The 18,222-nt window shown below is 69.9% G+C and carries 15 protein-coding genes; 11 read left to right on the top strand and 4 right to left on the bottom strand.

Annotated elements, in window-relative coordinates; all coding sequences use genetic code 11:
• Window positions 1-21: 21 nt before the first annotated feature.
• Window positions 22-3,237, top strand: coding sequence for an arabinosyltransferase domain-containing protein (locus MTAB308_RS17150; RefSeq protein WP_077100663.1), 3,216 nt, complete (start codon window positions 22-24; stop codon window positions 3,235-3,237).
• A 2-nt stretch (window positions 3,238-3,239) separates the two neighbouring features.
• Here the strand turns inward: MTAB308_RS17150 and MTAB308_RS17145 are convergent, their stop codons facing one another.
• Both MTAB308_RS17145 and MTAB308_RS28920 read right to left on the bottom strand, forming a co-directional pair.
• Window positions 3,240-3,539 carry a hypothetical protein gene (locus tag MTAB308_RS17145; protein ID WP_077100661.1) on the bottom strand — a complete coding sequence of 100 codons (300 nt, stop codon included), beginning with the start codon at window positions 3,537-3,539 and terminating at the stop codon, window positions 3,240-3,242.
• Between the two features lie 79 nt (window positions 3,540-3,618).
• Window positions 3,619-4,254, bottom strand: coding sequence for a PASTA domain-containing protein (locus MTAB308_RS28920; RefSeq protein ID WP_157900959.1), 636 nt, complete (start codon window positions 4,252-4,254; stop codon window positions 3,619-3,621).
• Between the two features lie 76 nt (window positions 4,255-4,330).
• Between MTAB308_RS28920 and MTAB308_RS17135 the strand changes: the two genes are divergently transcribed.
• Genes MTAB308_RS17135 through MTAB308_RS17125 form a run of 3 tightly spaced genes read left to right on the top strand, consistent with a single transcriptional unit; the run spans window position 4,331 to window position 5,756 of the window.
• On the top strand, window positions 4,331-4,657 hold the full coding sequence (locus tag MTAB308_RS17135; RefSeq protein ID WP_077100659.1) for an ArsR/SmtB family transcription factor: 327 nt from the start codon (window positions 4,331-4,333) through the stop codon (window positions 4,655-4,657).
• Window positions 4,654-5,136, top strand: coding sequence for an SRPBCC family protein (locus MTAB308_RS17130; RefSeq protein WP_077100657.1), 483 nt, complete (start codon window positions 4,654-4,656; stop codon window positions 5,134-5,136). The genes MTAB308_RS17135 and MTAB308_RS17130 overlap by 4 nt, the downstream gene beginning before the upstream one ends.
• Window positions 5,133-5,756 (top strand): maleylpyruvate isomerase family mycothiol-dependent enzyme, encoded by a 624-nt coding sequence (locus MTAB308_RS17125; protein WP_077100655.1) that lies wholly within the window; start codon window positions 5,133-5,135, stop codon window positions 5,754-5,756. Before MTAB308_RS17130 ends, MTAB308_RS17125 begins: the two co-directional genes overlap by 4 nt.
• 2 nt (window positions 5,757-5,758) lie before the next feature.
• Here the strand turns inward: MTAB308_RS17125 and MTAB308_RS17120 are convergent, their stop codons facing one another.
• On the bottom strand, window positions 5,759-6,898 hold the full coding sequence (locus MTAB308_RS17120) for a BTAD domain-containing putative transcriptional regulator (RefSeq protein ID WP_077104453.1): 1,140 nt from the start codon (window positions 6,896-6,898) through the stop codon (window positions 5,759-5,761).
• A 200-nt stretch (window positions 6,899-7,098) separates the two neighbouring features.
• Between MTAB308_RS17120 and MTAB308_RS17115 the strand changes: the two genes are divergently transcribed.
• The 3 genes from MTAB308_RS17115 to MTAB308_RS17105 all read left to right on the top strand — a co-directional run bounded on the left by MTAB308_RS17115 (window position 7,099) and on the right by MTAB308_RS17105 (window position 14,289).
• Window positions 7,099-10,389: an arabinosyltransferase domain-containing protein gene (locus tag MTAB308_RS17115; RefSeq protein WP_077100654.1), complete on the top strand. Its 3,291-nt coding sequence runs from the start codon at window positions 7,099-7,101 to the stop codon at window positions 10,387-10,389.
• Window positions 10,386-13,601: an arabinosyltransferase domain-containing protein gene (locus MTAB308_RS17110; protein WP_077100653.1), complete on the top strand. Its 3,216-nt coding sequence runs from the start codon at window positions 10,386-10,388 to the stop codon at window positions 13,599-13,601. Before MTAB308_RS17115 ends, MTAB308_RS17110 begins: the two co-directional genes overlap by 4 nt.
• A gap of 181 nt (window positions 13,602-13,782) precedes the next feature.
• On the top strand, window positions 13,783-14,289 hold the full coding sequence (locus MTAB308_RS17105) for a hypothetical protein (RefSeq protein WP_077100652.1): 507 nt from the start codon (window positions 13,783-13,785) through the stop codon (window positions 14,287-14,289).
• 16 nt (window positions 14,290-14,305) lie between these two features.
• On the opposite strand, the gene MTAB308_RS17100 is transcribed toward MTAB308_RS17105, so the two are convergent.
• On the bottom strand, window positions 14,306-14,500 hold the full coding sequence (locus tag MTAB308_RS17100; RefSeq protein WP_077104451.1) for a DUF1918 domain-containing protein: 195 nt from the start codon (window positions 14,498-14,500) through the stop codon (window positions 14,306-14,308).
• 189 nt (window positions 14,501-14,689) lie between these two features.
• Here MTAB308_RS17100 and MTAB308_RS17095 point away from each other — a divergent pair, with 189 nt between their 5' ends.
• The 4 genes from MTAB308_RS17095 (at window position 14,690) to MTAB308_RS17080 (ending at window position 18,216) form a co-directional block, all read left to right on the top strand.
• Window positions 14,690-15,157: a hypothetical protein gene (locus MTAB308_RS17095; RefSeq protein WP_077104449.1), complete on the top strand. Its 468-nt coding sequence runs from the start codon at window positions 14,690-14,692 to the stop codon at window positions 15,155-15,157.
• An 8-nt stretch (window positions 15,158-15,165) separates the two neighbouring features.
• Window positions 15,166-15,600, top strand: a complete 435-nt coding sequence (locus MTAB308_RS17090; RefSeq protein WP_077104446.1) for an FHA domain-containing protein — start codon at window positions 15,166-15,168, stop codon at window positions 15,598-15,600.
• A gap of 64 nt (window positions 15,601-15,664) precedes the next feature.
• Window positions 15,665-16,390 carry a Crp/Fnr family transcriptional regulator gene (locus tag MTAB308_RS17085; protein ID WP_077104444.1) on the top strand — a complete coding sequence of 242 codons (726 nt, stop codon included), beginning with the start codon at window positions 15,665-15,667 and terminating at the stop codon, window positions 16,388-16,390.
• A 53-nt stretch (window positions 16,391-16,443) separates the two neighbouring features.
• A complete protein-coding gene (locus MTAB308_RS17080) occupies window positions 16,444-18,216 on the top strand; it encodes an acyl-CoA dehydrogenase family protein (RefSeq protein ID WP_077100651.1) in 1,773 nt (590 codons plus the stop codon).
• The last annotated feature ends 6 nt before the right edge of the window (window positions 18,217-18,222 follow it).

Here is an 18,222-nt window from a genome sequence, read left to right as displayed (position 1 = left end):
CTAGAACTAGCATCTACCCCCGTGGACGACGCGGGAGGTAACTACCGGATCGCTCGGGTGGTTGCTATCGTCGCCGGTCTGCTCGGCACCCTGCTGGCGATCGCCACGCCGCTGCTGCCGGTCAACCAAACCACCGCCCAACTGAACTGGCCGCAGAACGGCGCGTTCGGCAGCGTCGACGCCCCGCTGATCGGTTACGTCGCCACCGATCTGAACGTCACCGTGCCATGTCAGGCCGCCGCCGGGCTGGCGGGACCGCAGAACCCGGGCAAGACGGTGCTGTTGTCCACGGTGCCCAAGCAGGCCCCCAAGGCCGTCGACCGCGGCCTGCTCATCCAGCGCGCCAACGACTACCTGGTGGTCGTGGTGCGCAACGTCGCCGTGGTCACCGCCCCGTTGAGCGAGGTGCTCAGCCCGGCCTGCCAGCGGTTGACCTTCACCGCACACGCCGAGAAGGTCACCGCCGAATTCGTCGGCCTGACGCAGGGCCCCAACGCCGAGCATCCCGGCGCGCCGCTGCGCGGTGAGAAAAGCGGCTACGACTTCCGGCCGCAGATCGTCGGCGTCTTCACCGACCTGAGCGGGCCGGCGCCGCCGGGCCTGAGCTTTTCGGCGACCGTCGACACCCGCTACAGCAGCAGCCCCACCACACTGAAGATGGCGGCGATGATCCTCGGGGTGGTGCTGACGGCCGCCGCGCTGCTCGCCCTGCACGTCCTCGACACCGCGGACGGGACCCGGCACCGCCGTTTCCTGCCCGCGCGCTGGTGGTCCGTCGGCGGCCTGGACGCGCTCGTCATCGCCGTGCTGGCGTGGTGGCACTTCGTCGGCGCCAACACGTCCGACGACGGCTACATCCTGACCATGGCGCGGGTCTCCGAGCACGCCGGCTACATGGCCAACTACTACCGCTGGTTCGGCACCCCCGAGGCCCCGTTCGGCTGGTACTACGACCTGCTGGCGGTGTGGGCCCACGTCAGCACCACCAGCATCTGGATGCGGCTGCCCACCCTGGCGATGGCGCTGACGTGCTGGTGGGTGATCAGCCGCGAGGTGATGCCCCGGCTGGGCGACGCGGTCAAGCGGAACCGGGCCGCGGCGTGGACGGCGGCGGGCATGTTCCTCGCGGTCTGGCTGCCGCTCGACAACGGCCTGCGCCCCGAGCCGATCATCGCCCTGGGCATCCTGCTGACCTGGTGCTCGGTCGAACGCGCGGTGGCCACCAGCCGGCTGCTGCCGGTGGCCATCGCCTGCATCATCGGCGCGCTGACCCTGTTCTCCGGGCCGACGGGCATCGCCTCGATCGGCGCGCTGCTGGTCGCGATCGGGCCGCTGCGGACGATCCTGCACCGCAGATCCAAACTGTTCGGCGCGCTGCCCCTCATAGCGCCCCTGCTGGCCGCGGTCACCGTCACCGTGATCCTGATCTTCCGCGACCAGACGCTGGCCGGCGAGATCCAGGCCACCGCTCTCAAGCGCGCCGTCGGGCCCAGCCTGAGCTGGTTCGACGAACACCTCCGCTACGAGCGGCTGTTCATGGCCAGCCCCGACGGATCCGTCGCCCGCCGCTTCGCGGTGCTGGCGCTGGTGCTGGCGCTCGGGATAACCGTCGCAATGTCCTTGCGCAAGGGGAAGATTCCGGGTACCGCCGCCGGACCGAGCCGTCGCATCGTGGGGATCACCATCATTTCGTTCGTCGCGATGATGTTCACGCCGACCAAATGGACCCACCACTTCGGGGTGTTCGCCGGCCTGGCGGGGCCGCTGGGTGCGCTCGCCGCCGTCGCGGTGACGGCCGTGGCGATGCGGTCGCGGCGCAACCGCACCGTGTTCGCCGCCGTGGTGCTGTTCTTGGTGGCGTTGTCGTTCGCCAGCGTCAACGGGTGGTGGTACGTCTCCAATTTCGGTGTGCCCTGGTCGAATTCGTTCCCAGCCTGGCATTACGCCTTCGCCACCGCGCTGCTCGGGCTGACCCTGCTGGTGCTACTGCTGGCGGCGTGGTTCCACTTCGTCGATCCGGACAACGGCGCACCCAAAACTCGTCTGGGCGCGCGAGTCGCCGGACTTGTCCAGTCCCCGTTGGCAATTGCGACGTGGATCCTGGTGGTTTTCGAGGTCGCGTCGTTGACGCTGGCGATGACCGACCAGTACCCGGCGTGGACGGTGGGCCGCTCGAACCTCGAGGCGCTGACCGGCAAGTCCTGCGGCCTGGCCGAGGACGTGCTGGTAGAGCAGGACCCCAACGCCGGCATGCTGGCGCCGGTGAGCGCCACGGTCGCCGACGCCCTGGGCGCGGGCCTGTCGGAAGCGTTCACCCCCAACGGCATTCCCGCCGACGTCCGCGCCGACCCGGTGATGGAACGTCCCGGCGACCGCAGCTTCGTCGGCGAAGACAAGCTGATCACCGGCGCGGAGGCCGGCACCGAGGGCGGCACCACCCCCGCACCGGGAATCAACGGCTCGGCGGCGCAGTTGCCCTACAACCTCGACCCGGCGCGCACGCCGGTGCTCGGCAGCTGGCGCCCGGGAATCCAGTTGCCCGCGCATCTGCGGTCGGGCTGGTATCGGCTGCCCGCGCGCGACAAGGCGGGCCCGCTGCTGGTGGTCAGCGCGGCCGGCCGCTTCGACCCCCGGGAGGTCCAGGTGCAGTGGGCCACCGACGACCAGGCGGCCGGCGGCCACCCCGGCGGGTCGTTCCAACTGGCCGACGTCGGCGCGTCCCCCGCCTGGCGCAACCTGCGACTGGCGCTATCCGCCATCCCCAGCACCGCCACCCAGATCCGCCTGGTCGCCGACGACGAAGACCTGGCGCCACAGCACTGGATCGCGCTGACGCCGCCGCGGATTCCGCAGCTGCGCACGCTGCAGGACGTGGTGGGGTCCCGGGACCCGGTGTTCCTGGACTGGCTCGTCGGACTGGCCTTCCCCTGCCAGCGACCCTTCGGCCATCAAAACGGCGTCGACGAGACACCGAAGTGGCGCATCCTGCCGGACCGATTCGGCGCCGAGGCGAACTCGCCGGTGATGGACAACAACGGGGGCGGCCCGTTGGGCGTCACGGAGCTCTTGGTGAAGGCGACCACCCTGGCCACCTACCTTAAGGACGACTGGTCGCGCGATTGGGGCTCGCTGCAAAGGTTGACGCCGTACTACCCCAACGCAAAACCCGCCGATCTGCAGCTGGGGATCGCGACGCGCAGCGGCCTGTGGAACCCGGGCCCGCTGCGCCGTACCTAGCCCTACAGCCCGGGCAGGCACAGCCCCGGGATGCAGCCCAGGTCCGGCGGGGGGGTGTCGCCCTCGTAGACGAAGTGACCGCGGTTGGCCTGGAACCCATAGTCGACCCAGTACCAGGTGTGGCAGACGTTCATGTCCCACACGACGTCGGTCTCCGGCAGGTGCTGGCCGGGACACCATTGGTACGGGCCTCGCGGCTTGGCCTGCGCGGTGCCGGTGGCCAGGCCGAATCCGGCCGCCGCGAGGATGCCCGAAAGCAGGACCCCGGCCACGACCAGCCTCGGGGAGCGAGGGGCGCTCATCCGTTTCCTCCTCTGCCTCGGCGGTTGAGGACAGGGGAAGTGTGACGCGCGTCGATTGCGGAATTCTTGCGCCGCGGGCCTATCCGACCGCTTGGTCGCGGGGTTCGGGCCGCATCTCCCGGGCCGATATGGGCGTGGGTCGCGGGCGGCGCGGTTCGCGAACGCCCGCGCCCCCGTCACCGGTGAGCCACAGCCGGACCGCGGATCCGGATTTGACCCGCGCGCCGGACTCGGGGCTCTGGTCCGTGACGATCCAGTCCCGGTCTCCGGGTGCGGAAGGGAAGTCCCCTTCGGCGTTCATCGCGATCAGCCCCTCGTCGTTGAGCGCCTCGCGGGCCGCGGCCCACTCGAGCCCGACGACATTCGGCACGGTCACCTTCGCACTCCAGGACGCCTCCCGGACACGGACCTCCACCAGATCCGCGGCGATGTCGCCGACCGGCGTCGACTCGGCACCACGCGCGGAGTCGTCAAGGTCCCGCCAGCGTTCCCACGCCGATTGGCGCGTGACGCCCAATTCCGTGGCGATCTCGGCCCAGGACTTTCCGTGCCGCCGGGCGGTCCGCACGGCAGCCAACTCCGCCTGGTCCAGCATCCGGCGCACCACGCCGATGTCGGACAGCGCCTCCAGCCCGTCGTCGCTGGGACGCCCGCTGCGCGCTGCGAGTCGGCGCCACGCCCGTTGCGCCTGCTCCCACGCGTCAGAAAGGCTCACGGTGTCAGGATAGCCTGACGCGTCCCGTGCGAGCAGCCTTGATCCAGGCGATTCGGTAAGCGTAAACTTACGGTTCGTGACCACTTACCAACCGGTCGGCGACGCATGGCTGGCGCTGGCGGACGGGACCCGGCGCTCGATCGTGGAGCGTCTGGCGCGGGGCCCGGCGGCCGTGGGTGAGCTGGCCCGCGACCTGCCCGTCAGCAGGCCGGCCGTGTCGCAGCACCTCAAGGTCCTCAAGTCCGCCCGGCTGGTCCGCGACCGCGCCGCCGGCACGCGGCGCGTCTATCAGCTCGACCCGACCGGCCTCGAGGCGTTGCGCGCCGAGCTCGACCGGTTCTGGGCCCAGGCGCTGGCCGCCTATGCGAAAACCGTCGAGGAGATGGAGGGAGAACCGTCATGACGCGAACACCGGACGTCGCGCACCACGTCGTCGTCAACGCCCCGATCGAGCGCGCGTTCGCCGTCTTCACCGAGCGCTTCGGCGACTTCAAGCCGCGCGAGCACAACCTGCTCGCCGTTCCCATCGCCGCGACGGTGTTCGAGCCGCGGGTGGGCGGTCGCATCTACGACCGCGGCGTCGACGGCAGCGAATGCCGTTGGGCGCGGGTCTTGGTCTACGAGCCGCCGCACCGCGTGGTGTTCACGTGGGACATCGGCCCGACCTGGCAGGTGGAAGCCGATCCGTCCAAGACCAGCGAGGTCGAGGTCCGCTTCACCGCCGAGTCCGGCGACCGCACCCGCGTCGAGCTGCAACACCGCAATCTGGACCGGCACGGCCCGGGCTGGGAGTCGGTCGCCGACGGCGTCGACGGGGACGCCGGCTGGCCGCTGTATCTCGATCGCTACGCGCGCCTGCTCAGCGTCGAGGCGCACCCATGACCGCCACCCTGATGACGATGGCGCACACCGAGCGGGCCGACCTCGCCGACTTCCTGGCCACGTGCGCGCCGCAGGACTGGGCGGCGCCCACCCTGTGCTCGAAGTGGACGGTCAAAGACGTTGTGGCGCATGTGGTCAGCTACGAGGAGCTGGGCGTCGCGGGGCTGCTGAGGCGGTTCGCCAAGGGCTGGGTGGTGCGGGCCAATCAGGTGGGCGTCGACGAGTTCGCCGCGCTGAGCCCGCAGCAGCTGCTGGAATTTCTGCGCGAGCACCTCACGCCCAAGGGGCTGACCGCGGGCTTCGGCGGCATGATCGCGCTCGTCGACGGCACCATCCACCATCAGGACATCCGGCGCTCGCTCGGCCGGCCGCGCGCCGTTCCCGAGGACCGGCTGAAGCGGGTGCTGGACCTGGTGCCCGGCAACCCCAGGCTCGGCGCCGGGCGCCGGATCAGGGGACTTCGCCTGCGCGCCAACGACATCGACTGGGAGCACGGCAGCGGGCGCGAGGTCACCGGCCCGGGCGAGGCGCTGCTGATGGCCATGACGGGCCGGCCGGCGGCGCTGGCGGACCTCGACGGGCCGGGCCTGCCCACCCTGGCCAAGCGGCTGGCGAAATAGCCTCAGCCCCGGCGGACTTCGAAGGTGAACTCGTGGCCGCCGATGCGGATGCGGTCGCCGTCGGCCAGGGCGGCGCTGGCGCGGATGCGCTGGCCCTGCACCTCGACGCCGTTGGTGGACCGCAGGTCGGTCATCATGAAGCCGGTTCCGGTGTCGGTGATGACGGCGTGGTGGCGGCTGACGTCGGTGTCGTCCAGGACGACGTCGTTGTCGGTGAAGCGCCCGATGCGGGTGATCGCTCCCGTGAGCGGGTGGAGCCGTCCCGTCTGGTCGCGCAGCCCGGCGACCGCCGACTCGGCCAGCTGGATCCCCGCGGTCGTGGACTCCTGCCGGTAGACGCCGCGCTTGTGCGTGGTCAGATCGGCCCGTTTCAGGCCCAACGGTTCCTGCCGCAGGATCCGCTCGTGCAGGGCGCTGACGGTGCGGCCCGGGTCGATGCCGAGCCCCTCGGCCAGGGCCGTCTTGAGCCGCCGAAAGGCGCCGAGCGCGTCGGACTGGCGCTCGGTGACGTAATAGGCGGTGATCAGTTGCGCCCACAGAGGTTCGCGGTACGGATGCTCGGCGGTGAGCGCCTCGAGCTCGCCGATCACCTCCCCGGCGCGGCCGCACGCGATCTCGGCTTCGGCGCGCGCGGTGTGGGCGGCCACCTTTTCCTCCATCAGCGCGGTGGCGAAGGCGTCGACGAAGGCGTAGTCGCGCAGGTCGTCCAGCACCGGCCCGCGCCATTCGCCCAGCGCCAACGAGAAGTGCCGGCTGGCCTCGTCGAAGCGTCCCGCGGCGGCGGCCTGGTTTCCCGCGACCTTCGCGGCGGTGAAGCGCCCCAGGTCGCAGTCGGCGTCGGCGACGCTGAGTTGATACCCGGGCGGCGCGCTCGCCAGCACCTGGTACGGGTCGACGCCGGCGCTGCGCAGCAACCGGCGCAGGTTGGACACGTGGGCCTGGATGCTGGTGCGCGCGGCGGGCACCGGGTCCTCGTCCCACACCGCGTTGATCAACGAGTCGACGGACACCGGCCGATTGCGGTTGATCAACAGCATGGCCAGCACCGCCCGCTGCTTCGGCGCGCCGACCGGGACCCGGACCCCGTGGCTGGTCATCAGCAACGGTCCCAAGACACCGAACCCGAGACCTGCATTCGTCATCGCGCCGCCAGCCTTCTGGGTCATCGGGGCCGTTCTTGACACGAGAGTTTATTTCGCCGGAGGGCCGCGGCAAATAACCGGGCCGCGGCGGCGGCCCCGCGTGCTTACCGCGCTGGGCCGATTGTCCGGTTCGTCCTCGGGCCGCCGGCGCGGCCCTGCGTCCTCACCGCGCTAAGCCGCGTCCCTTACCATCGAGCCTCGTGCCCCACGACCGTAATGAGCGATCGCTGCGCGTCCCGCGGTCGATCGCCGTCGTCGCGGGACTCGTGGGCCTGCTGTTGTGCGTCACCGTTCCCTTGCTTCCGGTGAAGCAGACGACCGCGACCGTGCTGTGGCCGCAGGGCAGCACGGACGGGCACGTCACCCAGATCACCGCCCCGCTGGTGTCGGGCGCGCCGCGCGCGCTGGACATCTCCATCCCCTGCGCCGCGATGGCCACCTTGCCCGCGGCCGGCGGCCTCGTCGTATCGACCCTGCCCGCGGGCGGGGTGGACACCGGCAAGAACGGGCTGTTCGTGCGCGCCGACAAGGACGTGATCGTCGTTGCGTTCCGCGACACCGTGGCCACGGTCGCGAAGCGCGCGGCGGTCGCGGCGGGCGCCTGCAGCGTCCTGCACATCTGGGCCGACGCCGGTGCCGCCGGCGCGGACTTCGTCGGCATCCCCGGCGCCTCGGGCACCCTGCCGTCGGAGAAAAAGCCCCAGGTCGGCGGGATCTTCACCGACCTGAAAGTGCCTGCGCAGCCGGGACTTTCGGCGCGCGTCGACGTCGACACCAGGTTCATCACGTCGCCCACCGCCCTGAAGACGGTGGTGATGGCCGTGGGCACCCTGGCGGTCCTGGCGGCCATCGCCGCGATGGCGGCGCTGGATCGGCGCAGCCGCGGCGGCAACCTGCGGATCGACTGGCGTTCCCTGCTCACCCGGCTGCGGCGCGTCGGCGCCGCGACGTGGCTCGCCGATGTCGGAGTCATCGCAACGCTGCTGCTCTGGCACGTCATCGGCGCCACCTCGTCGGACGACGGCTACAACCTGACCATCGCCCGCGTCGCCCCCAAGGCCGGATACGTGGCCAACTACTACCGCTACTTCGGGACGACCGACGCGCCGTTCGACTGGTATCTCGCGGTGCTGGCCAAGCTGGCCGCGATCAGCACCGCCGGCGTGTGGATGCGGCTGCCGGCGACGCTCGCCGGAATCGCGTGTTGGCTGATCATCGGCCATTGGGTGCTGCGGCGGTTGGGACCGGGGCGGGGCGGCCTGGCGGCCAACCGGGTGGCGGTGCTCACCGCGGGCGCGGTGTTCCTGGCCGCGTGGCTGCCGTTCAACAACGGGCTGCGGCCCGAGCCGCTGATCGCGCTGGGCGTGATGGTGACCTGGGTGCTGGTGGAACGCGCCATCGCGCTGGGGCGGCTGGCCCCCGCGGCGGTCGCGATCATCGTCGCGACGCTGACGGCCACGCTGGCGCCGCAGGGGCTGATCGCCGTCGCCGCGCTGCTGACGGGCTCGCGGGCCATCGCGCGGGTGATCCGGCGGCGCCGGGACACCGACGGGCTGCTCGCCCCGCTGCTGGTGCTGGGCGCGGCCCTGTCGCTGATCACCGTGGTGGTGTTCCGCAGCGAAACGCTGGCCACCGTCGCCGAGTCGGCCCGCATCAAGTACAAGGTCGGGCCGACGATCGCGTGGTACCAGGATTGGCTGCGCTACTACTTCCTCACGGTGGAGTCCAACCCGGACGGGTCCATGTCCCGGCGGTTCGCGGTGCTGGTGCTGTTCCTGTGCATGTTCGGCATGCTGGTGGTGCTGCTGCGGCGCGGCGGGGTGCCGGGGCTGGCCAGCGGGCCGGCGTGGCGGTTGATCGGCACCACCGCGGTCGGCCTGCTGCTGCTGACGTTCACCCCGACGAAGTGGGCCGTGCAGTTCGGCGCGTTCGCCGGGCTGGCCGGCGCCCTGGGTGCGGTCACCGCGTTCGCCTTCGCCCGGATCGGCCTGCACAGCCGCCGCAACCTGACGCTGTATGTGACCGCGCTGCTGTTCGTGCTGGCGTGGGCGACCTCGGGGGTCAACGGCTGGTTCTACGTCGGCAACTACGGGGTCCCCTGGTGGGATATCCAGCCCGTGATCGCGAGCCATCCGGTGACGTCGATGTTCCTGACGTTGTCGATCCTGACCGGGCTGCTGGCCGCCTGGCAGCACTTCCGGATGGACTACGCCGGGCACACCGAGGTCAAGGACAACCGGCGTAACCGCGTGCTGGCGTCCACCCCGTTGCTGGTGGTCGCGACGATCATGGTGCTCGGCGAGGTCGGCTCGTTGGCCAAGGCCGCCGTCGTCCGCTATCCGCTGTACACGACGGCCAAGGCCAACCTCGCCACGCTCGAATCGGGACTGTCGCCCACCAGCTGCGCCATGGCCGACGACGTGCTGGCCGAGCCCGACCCCAATGCCGGTCTGCTGCAACCCGTTCCGGGGCAGCCGTTCGGACCCGCGGGCCCGCTCGGGGGGATCAATCCCGTCGGCTTCAAACCCGAGGGGGTGGGCGACGACCTGAGGTCCAACCCGGTGGTCACCAAGCCGGGGGTGGTGAACTCCGATGCGTCGCCGAACAAACCCAACGCCGCCATGAGTGACTCCGCGGGCACCGCCGGCGGGAAGGGCCCCGCCGGCGTGAACGGGTCACACGCGGCGCTGCCGTTCGGCCTCGATCCCGCGCGCACGCCGGTGATGGGCAGCTACGGCGAGAACTCCCTGGCCGCCACCGCCACCTCGGCCTGGTACCAGTTGCCGCCTCGCACCGGTGACCGACCGCTCGTGGTCGTCTCCGCCGCCGGCGCGATCTGGTCGTACAAAGAGGACGGCACCTTCACCTACGGGCAGTCGCTGAAACTGCAGTGGGGGGTCGCGCGCCCCGACGGCACCACCCAGCCGCTCGCGGAGGTGCAGCCGATCGACATCGGTCCGGAGCCGGCGTGGCGCAACCTGCGCTTCCCGCTGGCCTGGGCGCCGCCGGAGGCTAACGTGGCACGCATCGTCGCCTACGACCCGAACCTGAGCTCCGAGCAGTGGTTCGCGTTCACGCCGCCGCGGGTGCCGGTGCTACGGACGCTGCAGGCGCTGATCGGGTCGCAGGCCCCGGTGCTGATGGACATCGCGACCGCCGCGAACTTCCCCTGCCAGCGGCCGTTCGCCGAACACCTTGGCGTTGCCGAACTTCCGCATTACCGCATCCTGCCCGATCACAAACAGACCGCGTCGTCGTCGAACGGGTGGGAGGCCAGCGAGACCGGGGGGCCGTTCCTGATCACCCAGGCGATGCTGCGCACCTCGACGGTCTCGACCTACCTGAGCGGTGACTGGTACCGGGACTGGGGATCGGTCGAGCAGTACTACCCGTTGGTGCCGGCGGATCAGGCGCCGGAGGCCGGCGTCGTGCAAGGTGTGACCACGGTGCGCGGCTGGGCGCGGCCGGGACCGATCAGGGCCCTGCCATGAGCGTCATCGAAGCCCGTCGCGACGTGCGGGTCACGCGCTGGGTCGCGACGATCGCCGGGCTGATCGGTTTCGTCCTGTCGGTCGCCACGCCGCTGCTGCCGGTCGTGCAGACCACCGCAACGCTGAACTGGCCACAGAACGGACAGTTGAACAGCGTTACGGCGCCGTTGATTTCGCTGACGCCCGTCGACGTGACGGCGACGGTGCCGTGCTCGGTGGTGCGCGCGCTGCCGCCCGACGGCGGGGTGGTGCTGAGCACCGCGCCCAAGAAGGGCAAGGACGCCGCGCTCAACGCGTTGTTCGTCGTCGCCAGCAGCCAGCGCGTCGACGTCACCGACCGCAACGTAGTCATCGCCAGCGTGCCCCGGGATCAGGCTCTTTCGCCGCAATGTCAGCGCATCGAGATCACTTCCACGAGCGCTGGGACCTTCGCGACCTTCGTCGGATTGACCGATCCCGCGGGCAAGCTCCAGCGCGGCGGTTTCCCCGATCCCAACCTGCGCCCGCAGATCGTCGGGGTCTTCACGGACCTGACGGGCCCGGCGCCGGACGGCCTGCGCCTTTCGGCGACCATCGACACCCGGTTCTCCACCACCCCCACGACGCTGAAACTGGCCGCGATGGTGCTGGCGATCGTGTCCACCACCGTGGCGCTGGTCGCCCTGTGGCGCCTCGACCAGCTGGACGGCCGCCGGATGCACCGGCTGATTCCGACTCGCTGGCGCAAGTTCACGCTCGTCGACGCCACCGTGATATTCGGCTTCCTGCTGTGGCATCTGATCGGCGCGAATTCCTCCGACGACGGCTACATCCTCGGCATGGCCCGCGTCGCCGATCACGCCGGCTACATGTCCAATTACTTCCGCTGGTTCGGCAGCCCCGAGGACCCGTTCGGCTGGTATTACAACCTGCTGGCGCTGATGACCCACGTCAGCGACGGCAGCCTGTGGATGCGACTGCCCGACCTGGTCGCCGGGCTGCTCTGCTGGCTGCTGCTGTCGCGTGAGGTGTTGCCGCGGCTGGGCCCGGCGGTGACCGGCAGCACGGCCGCCAACTGGGCGGCCGGCATGGTGCTGCTCACCGCGTGGATGCCGTTCAACAACGGCCTGCGCCCCGAGCCGATCATCGCGGCGGGCGCGCTGATCACCTACGTGCTGATCGAGCGCTCTATGTGCGCCTCGCGGCTGACGCCGGCGGCGCTGGCGGTGGTCACCGCGGCCTTCACGCTGGGGGTGCAGCCCACCGGCCTGATCGCGGTGGCCGCCCTGGTCGCCGGTGGCCGCCCGATCCTGCGGATCCTGGTGCGCAGGCATCGCCTGGTCGGCACCTGGCCGCTGGTGGCCCCCATGCTGGCGGCCGGGACCGTCATCCTCACGGTGGTGTTCGCCGACCAGACCCTGTCAACGGTGTTGGAGGCCACCAGGATTCGCACCGCTATCGGCCCCAGCCAGGCCTGGTACACCGAGAACTTGCGCTACTACTACCTCATCTTGCCCACCGTCGACGGTTCGCTGTCGCGCCGCTTCGGCTTCCTGATCACCGCCCTGTGCCTGTTCACCGCCGTGTTCATCATGTTGCGGCGCAAGCGAATTCCCGGCGTGGCCCGCGGCCCGGCGTGGCGGCTGATGGGCGTCATCTTCGGCACCATGTTCTTTTTGATGTTCACCCCCACCAAGTGGGTGCACCACTTCGGGCTGTTCGCCGCGGTGGGCGCGGCGATGGCCGCGCTCACCACGGTGCTGGTGTCGCATGAGGTGCTGCGCTGGTCGCGCAACCGGATGGCGTTCGCGGCGGCGGTGTTGTTCGTGTTGGCGCTGTGCTTCGCCACCACCAACGGCTGGTGGTACGTCTCCAGTTACGGCGTCCCGTTCAACAACGTCATGCCGCGATTCGCCGGAATCAGCGTCAGCACAGTGTTTTTCGTGCTGTTCGCCATCGCGGCGGTCTGGGCGTTCTGGTTGCATTTCGCGTCGCGAACCCACGGCGAGGGCCGCCTGGCGCGCGCGGTCACCGCCGCGCCGGTACCGATCGCCGCCGGCTTCATGGCGCTGGTGTTCGTCGCGTCGATGGTTGCGGGAGTCGTGCGTCAGTACCCCACCTACTCCAACGGCTGGGACAACCTGCGCGAATTCACCGGGGGCTGCGCCCTGGCCGACGACGTGCTCGTCGAACCCGACAGCAACGCCGGATTCATGGCGCCCCTGCCCGGCGACTACGGTCCGCTGGGCCCGTTGGGGGGCGCCAACCCGGTCGGGTTCACCCCCAACGGCGTGCCGGATCACACCGTCGCCGAGGCGGTTCAGGAGACGTCGGTGCCACAGCCCGGCACCGACTACGACTGGTACGCGTACGACTGGCGCGCACCCACCAAGCTCAAGGCGCCGGGCGTCAACGGATCACTGGTGCCGCTGCCCTACGGCCTGAACCCCGACCAGGTCCCGCTGGCCGGCAGCTACACCACCGGCGCCCAGCAGCAGAGCCGGCTCACCTCGGCCTGGTACCAGTTGCCGAAGCCCGACGACGGGCATCCCCTGCTGGTGGTCACCGCCGCGGGCACCATCGCCGGCAACAGCGTGCTGCACGGGCACACCAGCGGACAGACCGTCGTGCTCGAGTACGGCCGGCCCGGTCCCGGTGGCGAGGTGCTGCCCGCCGGCCGGTTGGTGCCTTACGACCTGAATGGCGAACAGCCGAAGGCGTGGCGCAACCTGCGCTTCGCCCGCTCGCAGATGCCCGCGGACGCCGTCGCGGTCCGGGTGGTGGCCGAGGACCTGTCCCTGACGCCGGACGACTGGATCGCCGTGACCCCGCCGCGGGTGCCGGAACTGCGCTCGCTGCAGGAGTACGTCGGCTCGTCGCAGCCGGTGTTGCTGGATTGGGCGGTCGGGCTGGCGTTTCCGTGCCAGAAGCCGATGCTGCACGCCAACGGCGTCACCGAGATCCCGAAGTTCCGCATCACGCCGGACTACAACGCCAAGAAGCAAGACACCGATACCTGGGAGGACGGCGTCAACGGCGGCCTGCTGGGCATCACCGACCTGTTGCTGCGCGCCCACGTGATGTCCACCTACCTGTCCCGCGACTGGGGCCGCGACTGGGGCTCACTGCGCAAATTCGAGACGATCGCCGATGCCCAACCCGCGCAGCTCGATCTGGGCACCGCGACCCGCAGCGGATTGTGGTCACCCGGCGAGATTCGCATCAAGCCGTAGCTAACGCGGAAACACTTCTATTGCGACGGGGTTTGAATTCGGGCGATTAATTCGTCATTCGTCAAATAACAGCGGAAATTAACGTTCGGGTAATTGCGCGCCGAATGTTTAATTTCTCGAATTGCGGGTCATTACCTATTCCCCTGTGGGGTAACTAACACACGCGTTAAAAGGTGGCCCAATGCACATGCTGACACGTTTAGGTACCTCCGCCGCGGCCATCGCCGTGGTGATCTCCCCGGCGGCGACCCTCCAAATCGCCGCCGCGGCCGCCCAAGGAGGCACCACCGTCGTGCTGGACAGTGACGAGCGGCGCTGCGATTTCAGCAGGGTGAACGAGGCGGCGTGGATTCCCCGGCCGCCCGAGGGGACCGGTTCGGCGCTGATCAGCGTCTCGGGATCGAGGGCCGTCGCGCAGGTGCACATGGCGATCCCCAACGAACCGGGGACTCATTACGACGTCGGCCTCGTCGAGGAACCTCGTCCGTCATCGGCGACATGTGGCCCCGGGGCACCCGGCACCGCCTTCACCGGAATGGACACCGACGGGGCCGGCAACGCAACGGTGACCGTTCAAGACAGCGTTCGCCAAGGCACGACGGGTGTCTGGGTGATTGTCGAGCGCGCAAACCCCAACTCCCAAAACCCCGCCGAGTACTACACGTCCGAATTCCTCGTCCCGGCATAGCCCGCCAGGGCGAAGATCACTGCGCGGCCGCGGGGACGACGAGCGCGTCCGATCCCGGAAACACCGTGGCGACGTGACCGCTGGCGAGCCAGCGCACCACGTATGGCGGCGCGCCGTCGGCGCCGCGCACCTCGGTGATCACCCCACGCTGATCCGGTAGCTCGGTCGTCGTCCCCTTGATCACGAGCCAGTCACCTACGTCGGCCTTCATCATCGACTCCCTCGTTGACTGATATGCCGATCATGCGCCGAAGCGCGGCCGGCGAGGGAGGGCCATAGGTCACCGTTGGCGCGCGAGGACGAACGCCCCGGACGAACGGGACTTCGGTCCCTATCTCCACCCTGGGTCAAGTGGTCCTATACAAGTGTCGACTAACGATGCCGGATGGAGGGCACGCCGATGAATGCTTCAGCAGAGTCTCAGGCAAGGACGCGCTTTTTCGCGCGCGCCCTCGGTCCTTTCCTCGTCATTGTCGACGTCACGGCGGTGGCGCGCGCTTCGGACATGCAGGCGCTGCTGTCGCAGTTTGAAGCAAATTCGATGTGGGCGTTTGTCAGCGGCGCCTTCATTCTGCTGTTCGGACTGATCATGGTCGCCGCTCACCAGTACTGGACCGGCGCCCCGGCGATCATCGTTTCGTCGCTGGGCTGGCTCATCGTGCTGCGCGGGCTGCTCCTGGTGGCCTTTCCCAGGGCTTTCGTCGCGGTGGCCAACAGCATGATCGGCGCGCAGGGCTGGTGGGTTTCGCTCTGCATCGTCTTCGCCCTCGTCGGGCTGTATCTGACCTACGTCGGGTGGGCTCCGGCGTCCCGCCGGCCGGCATCGCACCCGGCGACCGCGGTCCCCGATCTTCCCCGGGCGGCGTGACCACGACGGTGTCAACGCCAGCGCCCGAAGAAAGCACCGCCGATATCGGCCCCGCTCTGCGCGCAAACCTGCGCGACGAGTTCGACACGTCGGCGGCCGTCGCCGACGCGGCGGTCGAGGACATGGCGACAATGGGAAGGGGCTCGGGCATGCTCATCGTGAAGCGGGGTCCCAATGCCGGGTCGCAGTTTCCGTTGCGGCAGCCCATCATGTCGGCGGGAAGGCATCCGGGCAGCGACATTTTTCTCGACGACATCACGGTCAGCCGCAGGCACGCCGAATTCCGAAGGGAGAACGGCCAATTCCGCGTCGTTGACCTCGGCAGCCTGAACAGCACCTATCTCAACCGCGAAGCCGTAGATTCGGCGGTGCTGGCCAACGGCGACGAGATCCAGATCGGCAACTTCCGTCTGGTTTTTCTCATCGGACCGGCGACCGGTTGACACCGATGAGGAGGCCTTCGTGAGCGCTGCACCCGGCCTCGACCGAGGCGAGGTGGACCGGATCCTGAGGCAGCTGCTCGGCGAGGCCGGAATATTGCGCCACGTCGAACCCGAGACCGCGTCGGCGATGATCAAGCAGCTGCACACGGCCGAGTTCACGGCGGGGCAGACACTTTTCTCCCAGGGGGACCCGGGCGACCGCGTGTACATCATCGTCACGGGCAAGGTCAAAATCAGCCTGCGGGGCCCCGGCGGCCGCGAGAATCTCCGGGCGATCATGGGGCCGACGGACGTCTTCGGCGAGCTGGCGGTGTTCGATCCCGGTCCCCGATCCTGCACCGCGACGGCGATCACCGACGTTCGCGCGGTGTGGGTGGATCGTGCCACGTTGCGCGCCTGGATAGCCCGCCGGCCGGTGATCGCCGAGCAACTGCTGCAGGCGCTGAACCAGCGGCTACAACATACCGAGGACCAACTCATCGAGCTGATCTCCAGCGACGTGGCCACCCGCGTGGCGCACCAGCTGTTGGTGTTGGCGCGGCGCTTTGGAACCCACGAGCGCGATGGGCTGCGGGTCACGCACGAGCTGAGCCAGGACGAGATGGCTCAACTTGTCGGGGCCGACCGCGTGTCGGTCAATAAAGCACTGCGCGATTTCGCTTCCGGTGGCTGGATCACGTTGCAGGGCAAGAGCGTTCTGATAACCGACGTCGATGCGCTCGCCCGCCGGGCGGCGGCGGGGGCCGCCTTGGGCGTCTATCGGAGGCGGCCGCTGCGCGCCACCGCATGAGAATTGGCCGCAGCTTCCTTCACTCGGCGTCGCGCCTGTAATACCGTCGCGACATGAGCGACTACACCTCAGAAGCGGTGGACCGGCTGCCGTTCTCCACGGAAGAAAAGTCGCGGCGCTACCGGACGGACAACTACCGCGGAGCCGTGGGTCTCAACTGGTACCTGACCGATCCCACCCTGCAGTTCACCATGGCCTATTACCTGCGACCCGACGAATTGGCCGTCCTAGAGCCCCATCTGGCCCGCATCGGCGACCTGATGGGCGGCCCGGTGGCGCGCTGGGCCGAGGAGACCGACCGCAACCCGCCCCGGCTGGAACGGTACGACCGGTGGGGACACGACGTCAGCCGCGTCGTCATGCCGGCGTCGTTCACGCAGTCCAAGCGCGCGGTGCTCGACGCGCAGCAGGCCCTGCGCGACGCGGCGCGGGGCGCCGCCGTGAGCTCGGGCCTGGCGCTGTTCGCGTCGAACTATCTGCTCAACCAGGCCGACATCGGGATGGGCTGCGCACTGGGCACGGGCGGCGGGATGGTGCAGTCGCTGGTGTCCGCGTACGCGCCGCCCGACGTGGCCGAGCACGTGCTGGCCAAGTTCGCCTCCGGCGAGTGGGCCGGCGAGACGGCCCAGTTGCTGACGGAACGCACCGGCGGCTCCGACCTGGGCGCGCTCGAGACGACGGCAACCCGGTCCGGGGACGCGTGGCTGCTCAACGGGTTCAAGTGGTTCGCCTCCAACTGCGCGGGTGAGGCGTTCGTCGTCCTGGCCAAGCCCGAAGGGGCCCCGGACTCGTCCCGCGGCGTCGCCAACTTCCTCGTGCTGCGCGACCGGCGCGACGGGTCGCGCAACGGGGTGCGGGTGCGCCGGCTCAAGGACAAGCTCGGCACCCGCTCGGTCGCCTCCGGCGAGGTCGAGTTCGTCGACGCCGAGGCCTTCCTGCTGTCCGGCGAACCCGGCGCGGACGCGGGGCCGGGTGACGGCAAGGGACTCGGTCGCATGATGGAGCTGACCAACGCCGCTCGGCTTGGCATCGCCCAGTTCGGGCTCGCCAACGCCCGCCGCGCCCTGGTGGAGTCGCTGTGCTACGCCCGGCAGCGGCACGCGTTCGGCGGGGCGCTCATCGACAAGCCGTTGATGCGGCGCAAGCTCGCCGAGATGATCGTCGACGTGGAGGCGGCCCTTGCGCTGGTCTTCGACGGCACGGGCGCCGCCAACCACCGCCAGCCCCGCGGCGTGCGGCAGCGCATCGCGGTCCCCGTCACCAAGCTGAAGGTGTGCCGGCTCGGGATCACCGCGGCGTCCGACGCGATCGAAATCCACGGCGGCAACGGCTATATCGAGACGTGGCCGGTGGCCCGGCTGCTGCGCGACGCGCAGGTCAACACCATCTGGGAGGGCCCGGACAACATCCTGTGCCTCGATGTGCGGCGCGGCATCGAGCGGGCCGCCGCGCACGAGGCGCTGCTGGCGAGGCTGCATGACGCCGTCTCGGTGTCCGACGACGACGAGACCACCCGCCTGGTGGCGCGCCGCGTCGAGGACCTCGACGCGGCGATCACCGCGTGGGGCAAGCTCGATCGGGAGGTCGCCGAGGCGCGGCTGTTCCCGCTGGCCCAGTTCATGGGCGACGTCTACGCGGGTGCGCTGCTCACCGAGCAGGCCGCGTGGGAGCGGGAGACCCGCGGCGGGGAGCGCAAGGCGCTCGTCGCGCGGCTGTACGCGCAGCGCTACCTCGCCGATCGGGGCCCGCTGCGCGGCATCGACGCCGACTCCGACGAGGCGCTGGACCGGTTCGACGAGCTGGCGGACGGGGCGTTGCGGCTCTAGTCCGTC

Origin of the sequence: Mycobacterium terramassiliense (genome assembly GCF_900157385.1) — a bacterium.
Classification (GTDB): domain Bacteria; phylum Actinomycetota; class Actinomycetes; order Mycobacteriales; family Mycobacteriaceae; genus Mycobacterium; species Mycobacterium terramassiliense.
Note: the sequence above shows the minus strand (reverse complement) of the source record. Positions and strands in the feature narration are given on the sequence as shown.

Coding starts and splice junctions, on each gene's coding strand:
- MTAB308_RS17145 (WP_077100661.1), bottom strand. CDS start 3,539: ATGAGCGCCCCTCGCTCCCCGAGGCTGGTCGTGGCCGGGGTCCTGCTT.
- MTAB308_RS17095 (WP_077104449.1), top strand. CDS start 14,690: ATGAATGCTTCAGCAGAGTCTCAGGCAAGGACGCGCTTTTTCGCGCGC.
- MTAB308_RS17110 (WP_077100653.1), top strand. CDS start 10,386: ATGAGCGTCATCGAAGCCCGTCGCGACGTGCGGGTCACGCGCTGGGTC.
- MTAB308_RS17125 (WP_077100655.1), top strand. CDS start 5,133: ATGACCGCCACCCTGATGACGATGGCGCACACCGAGCGGGCCGACCTC.
- MTAB308_RS17120 (WP_077104453.1), bottom strand. CDS start 6,898: ATGACGAATGCAGGTCTCGGGTTCGGTGTCTTGGGACCGTTGCTGATG.
- MTAB308_RS17100 (WP_077104451.1), bottom strand. CDS start 14,500: ATGAAGGCCGACGTAGGTGACTGGCTCGTGATCAAGGGGACGACGACC.
- MTAB308_RS17080 (WP_077100651.1), top strand. CDS start 16,444: ATGAGCGACTACACCTCAGAAGCGGTGGACCGGCTGCCGTTCTCCACG.
- MTAB308_RS17105 (WP_077100652.1), top strand. CDS start 13,783: ATGCACATGCTGACACGTTTAGGTACCTCCGCCGCGGCCATCGCCGTG.
- MTAB308_RS17130 (WP_077100657.1), top strand. CDS start 4,654: ATGACGCGAACACCGGACGTCGCGCACCACGTCGTCGTCAACGCCCCG.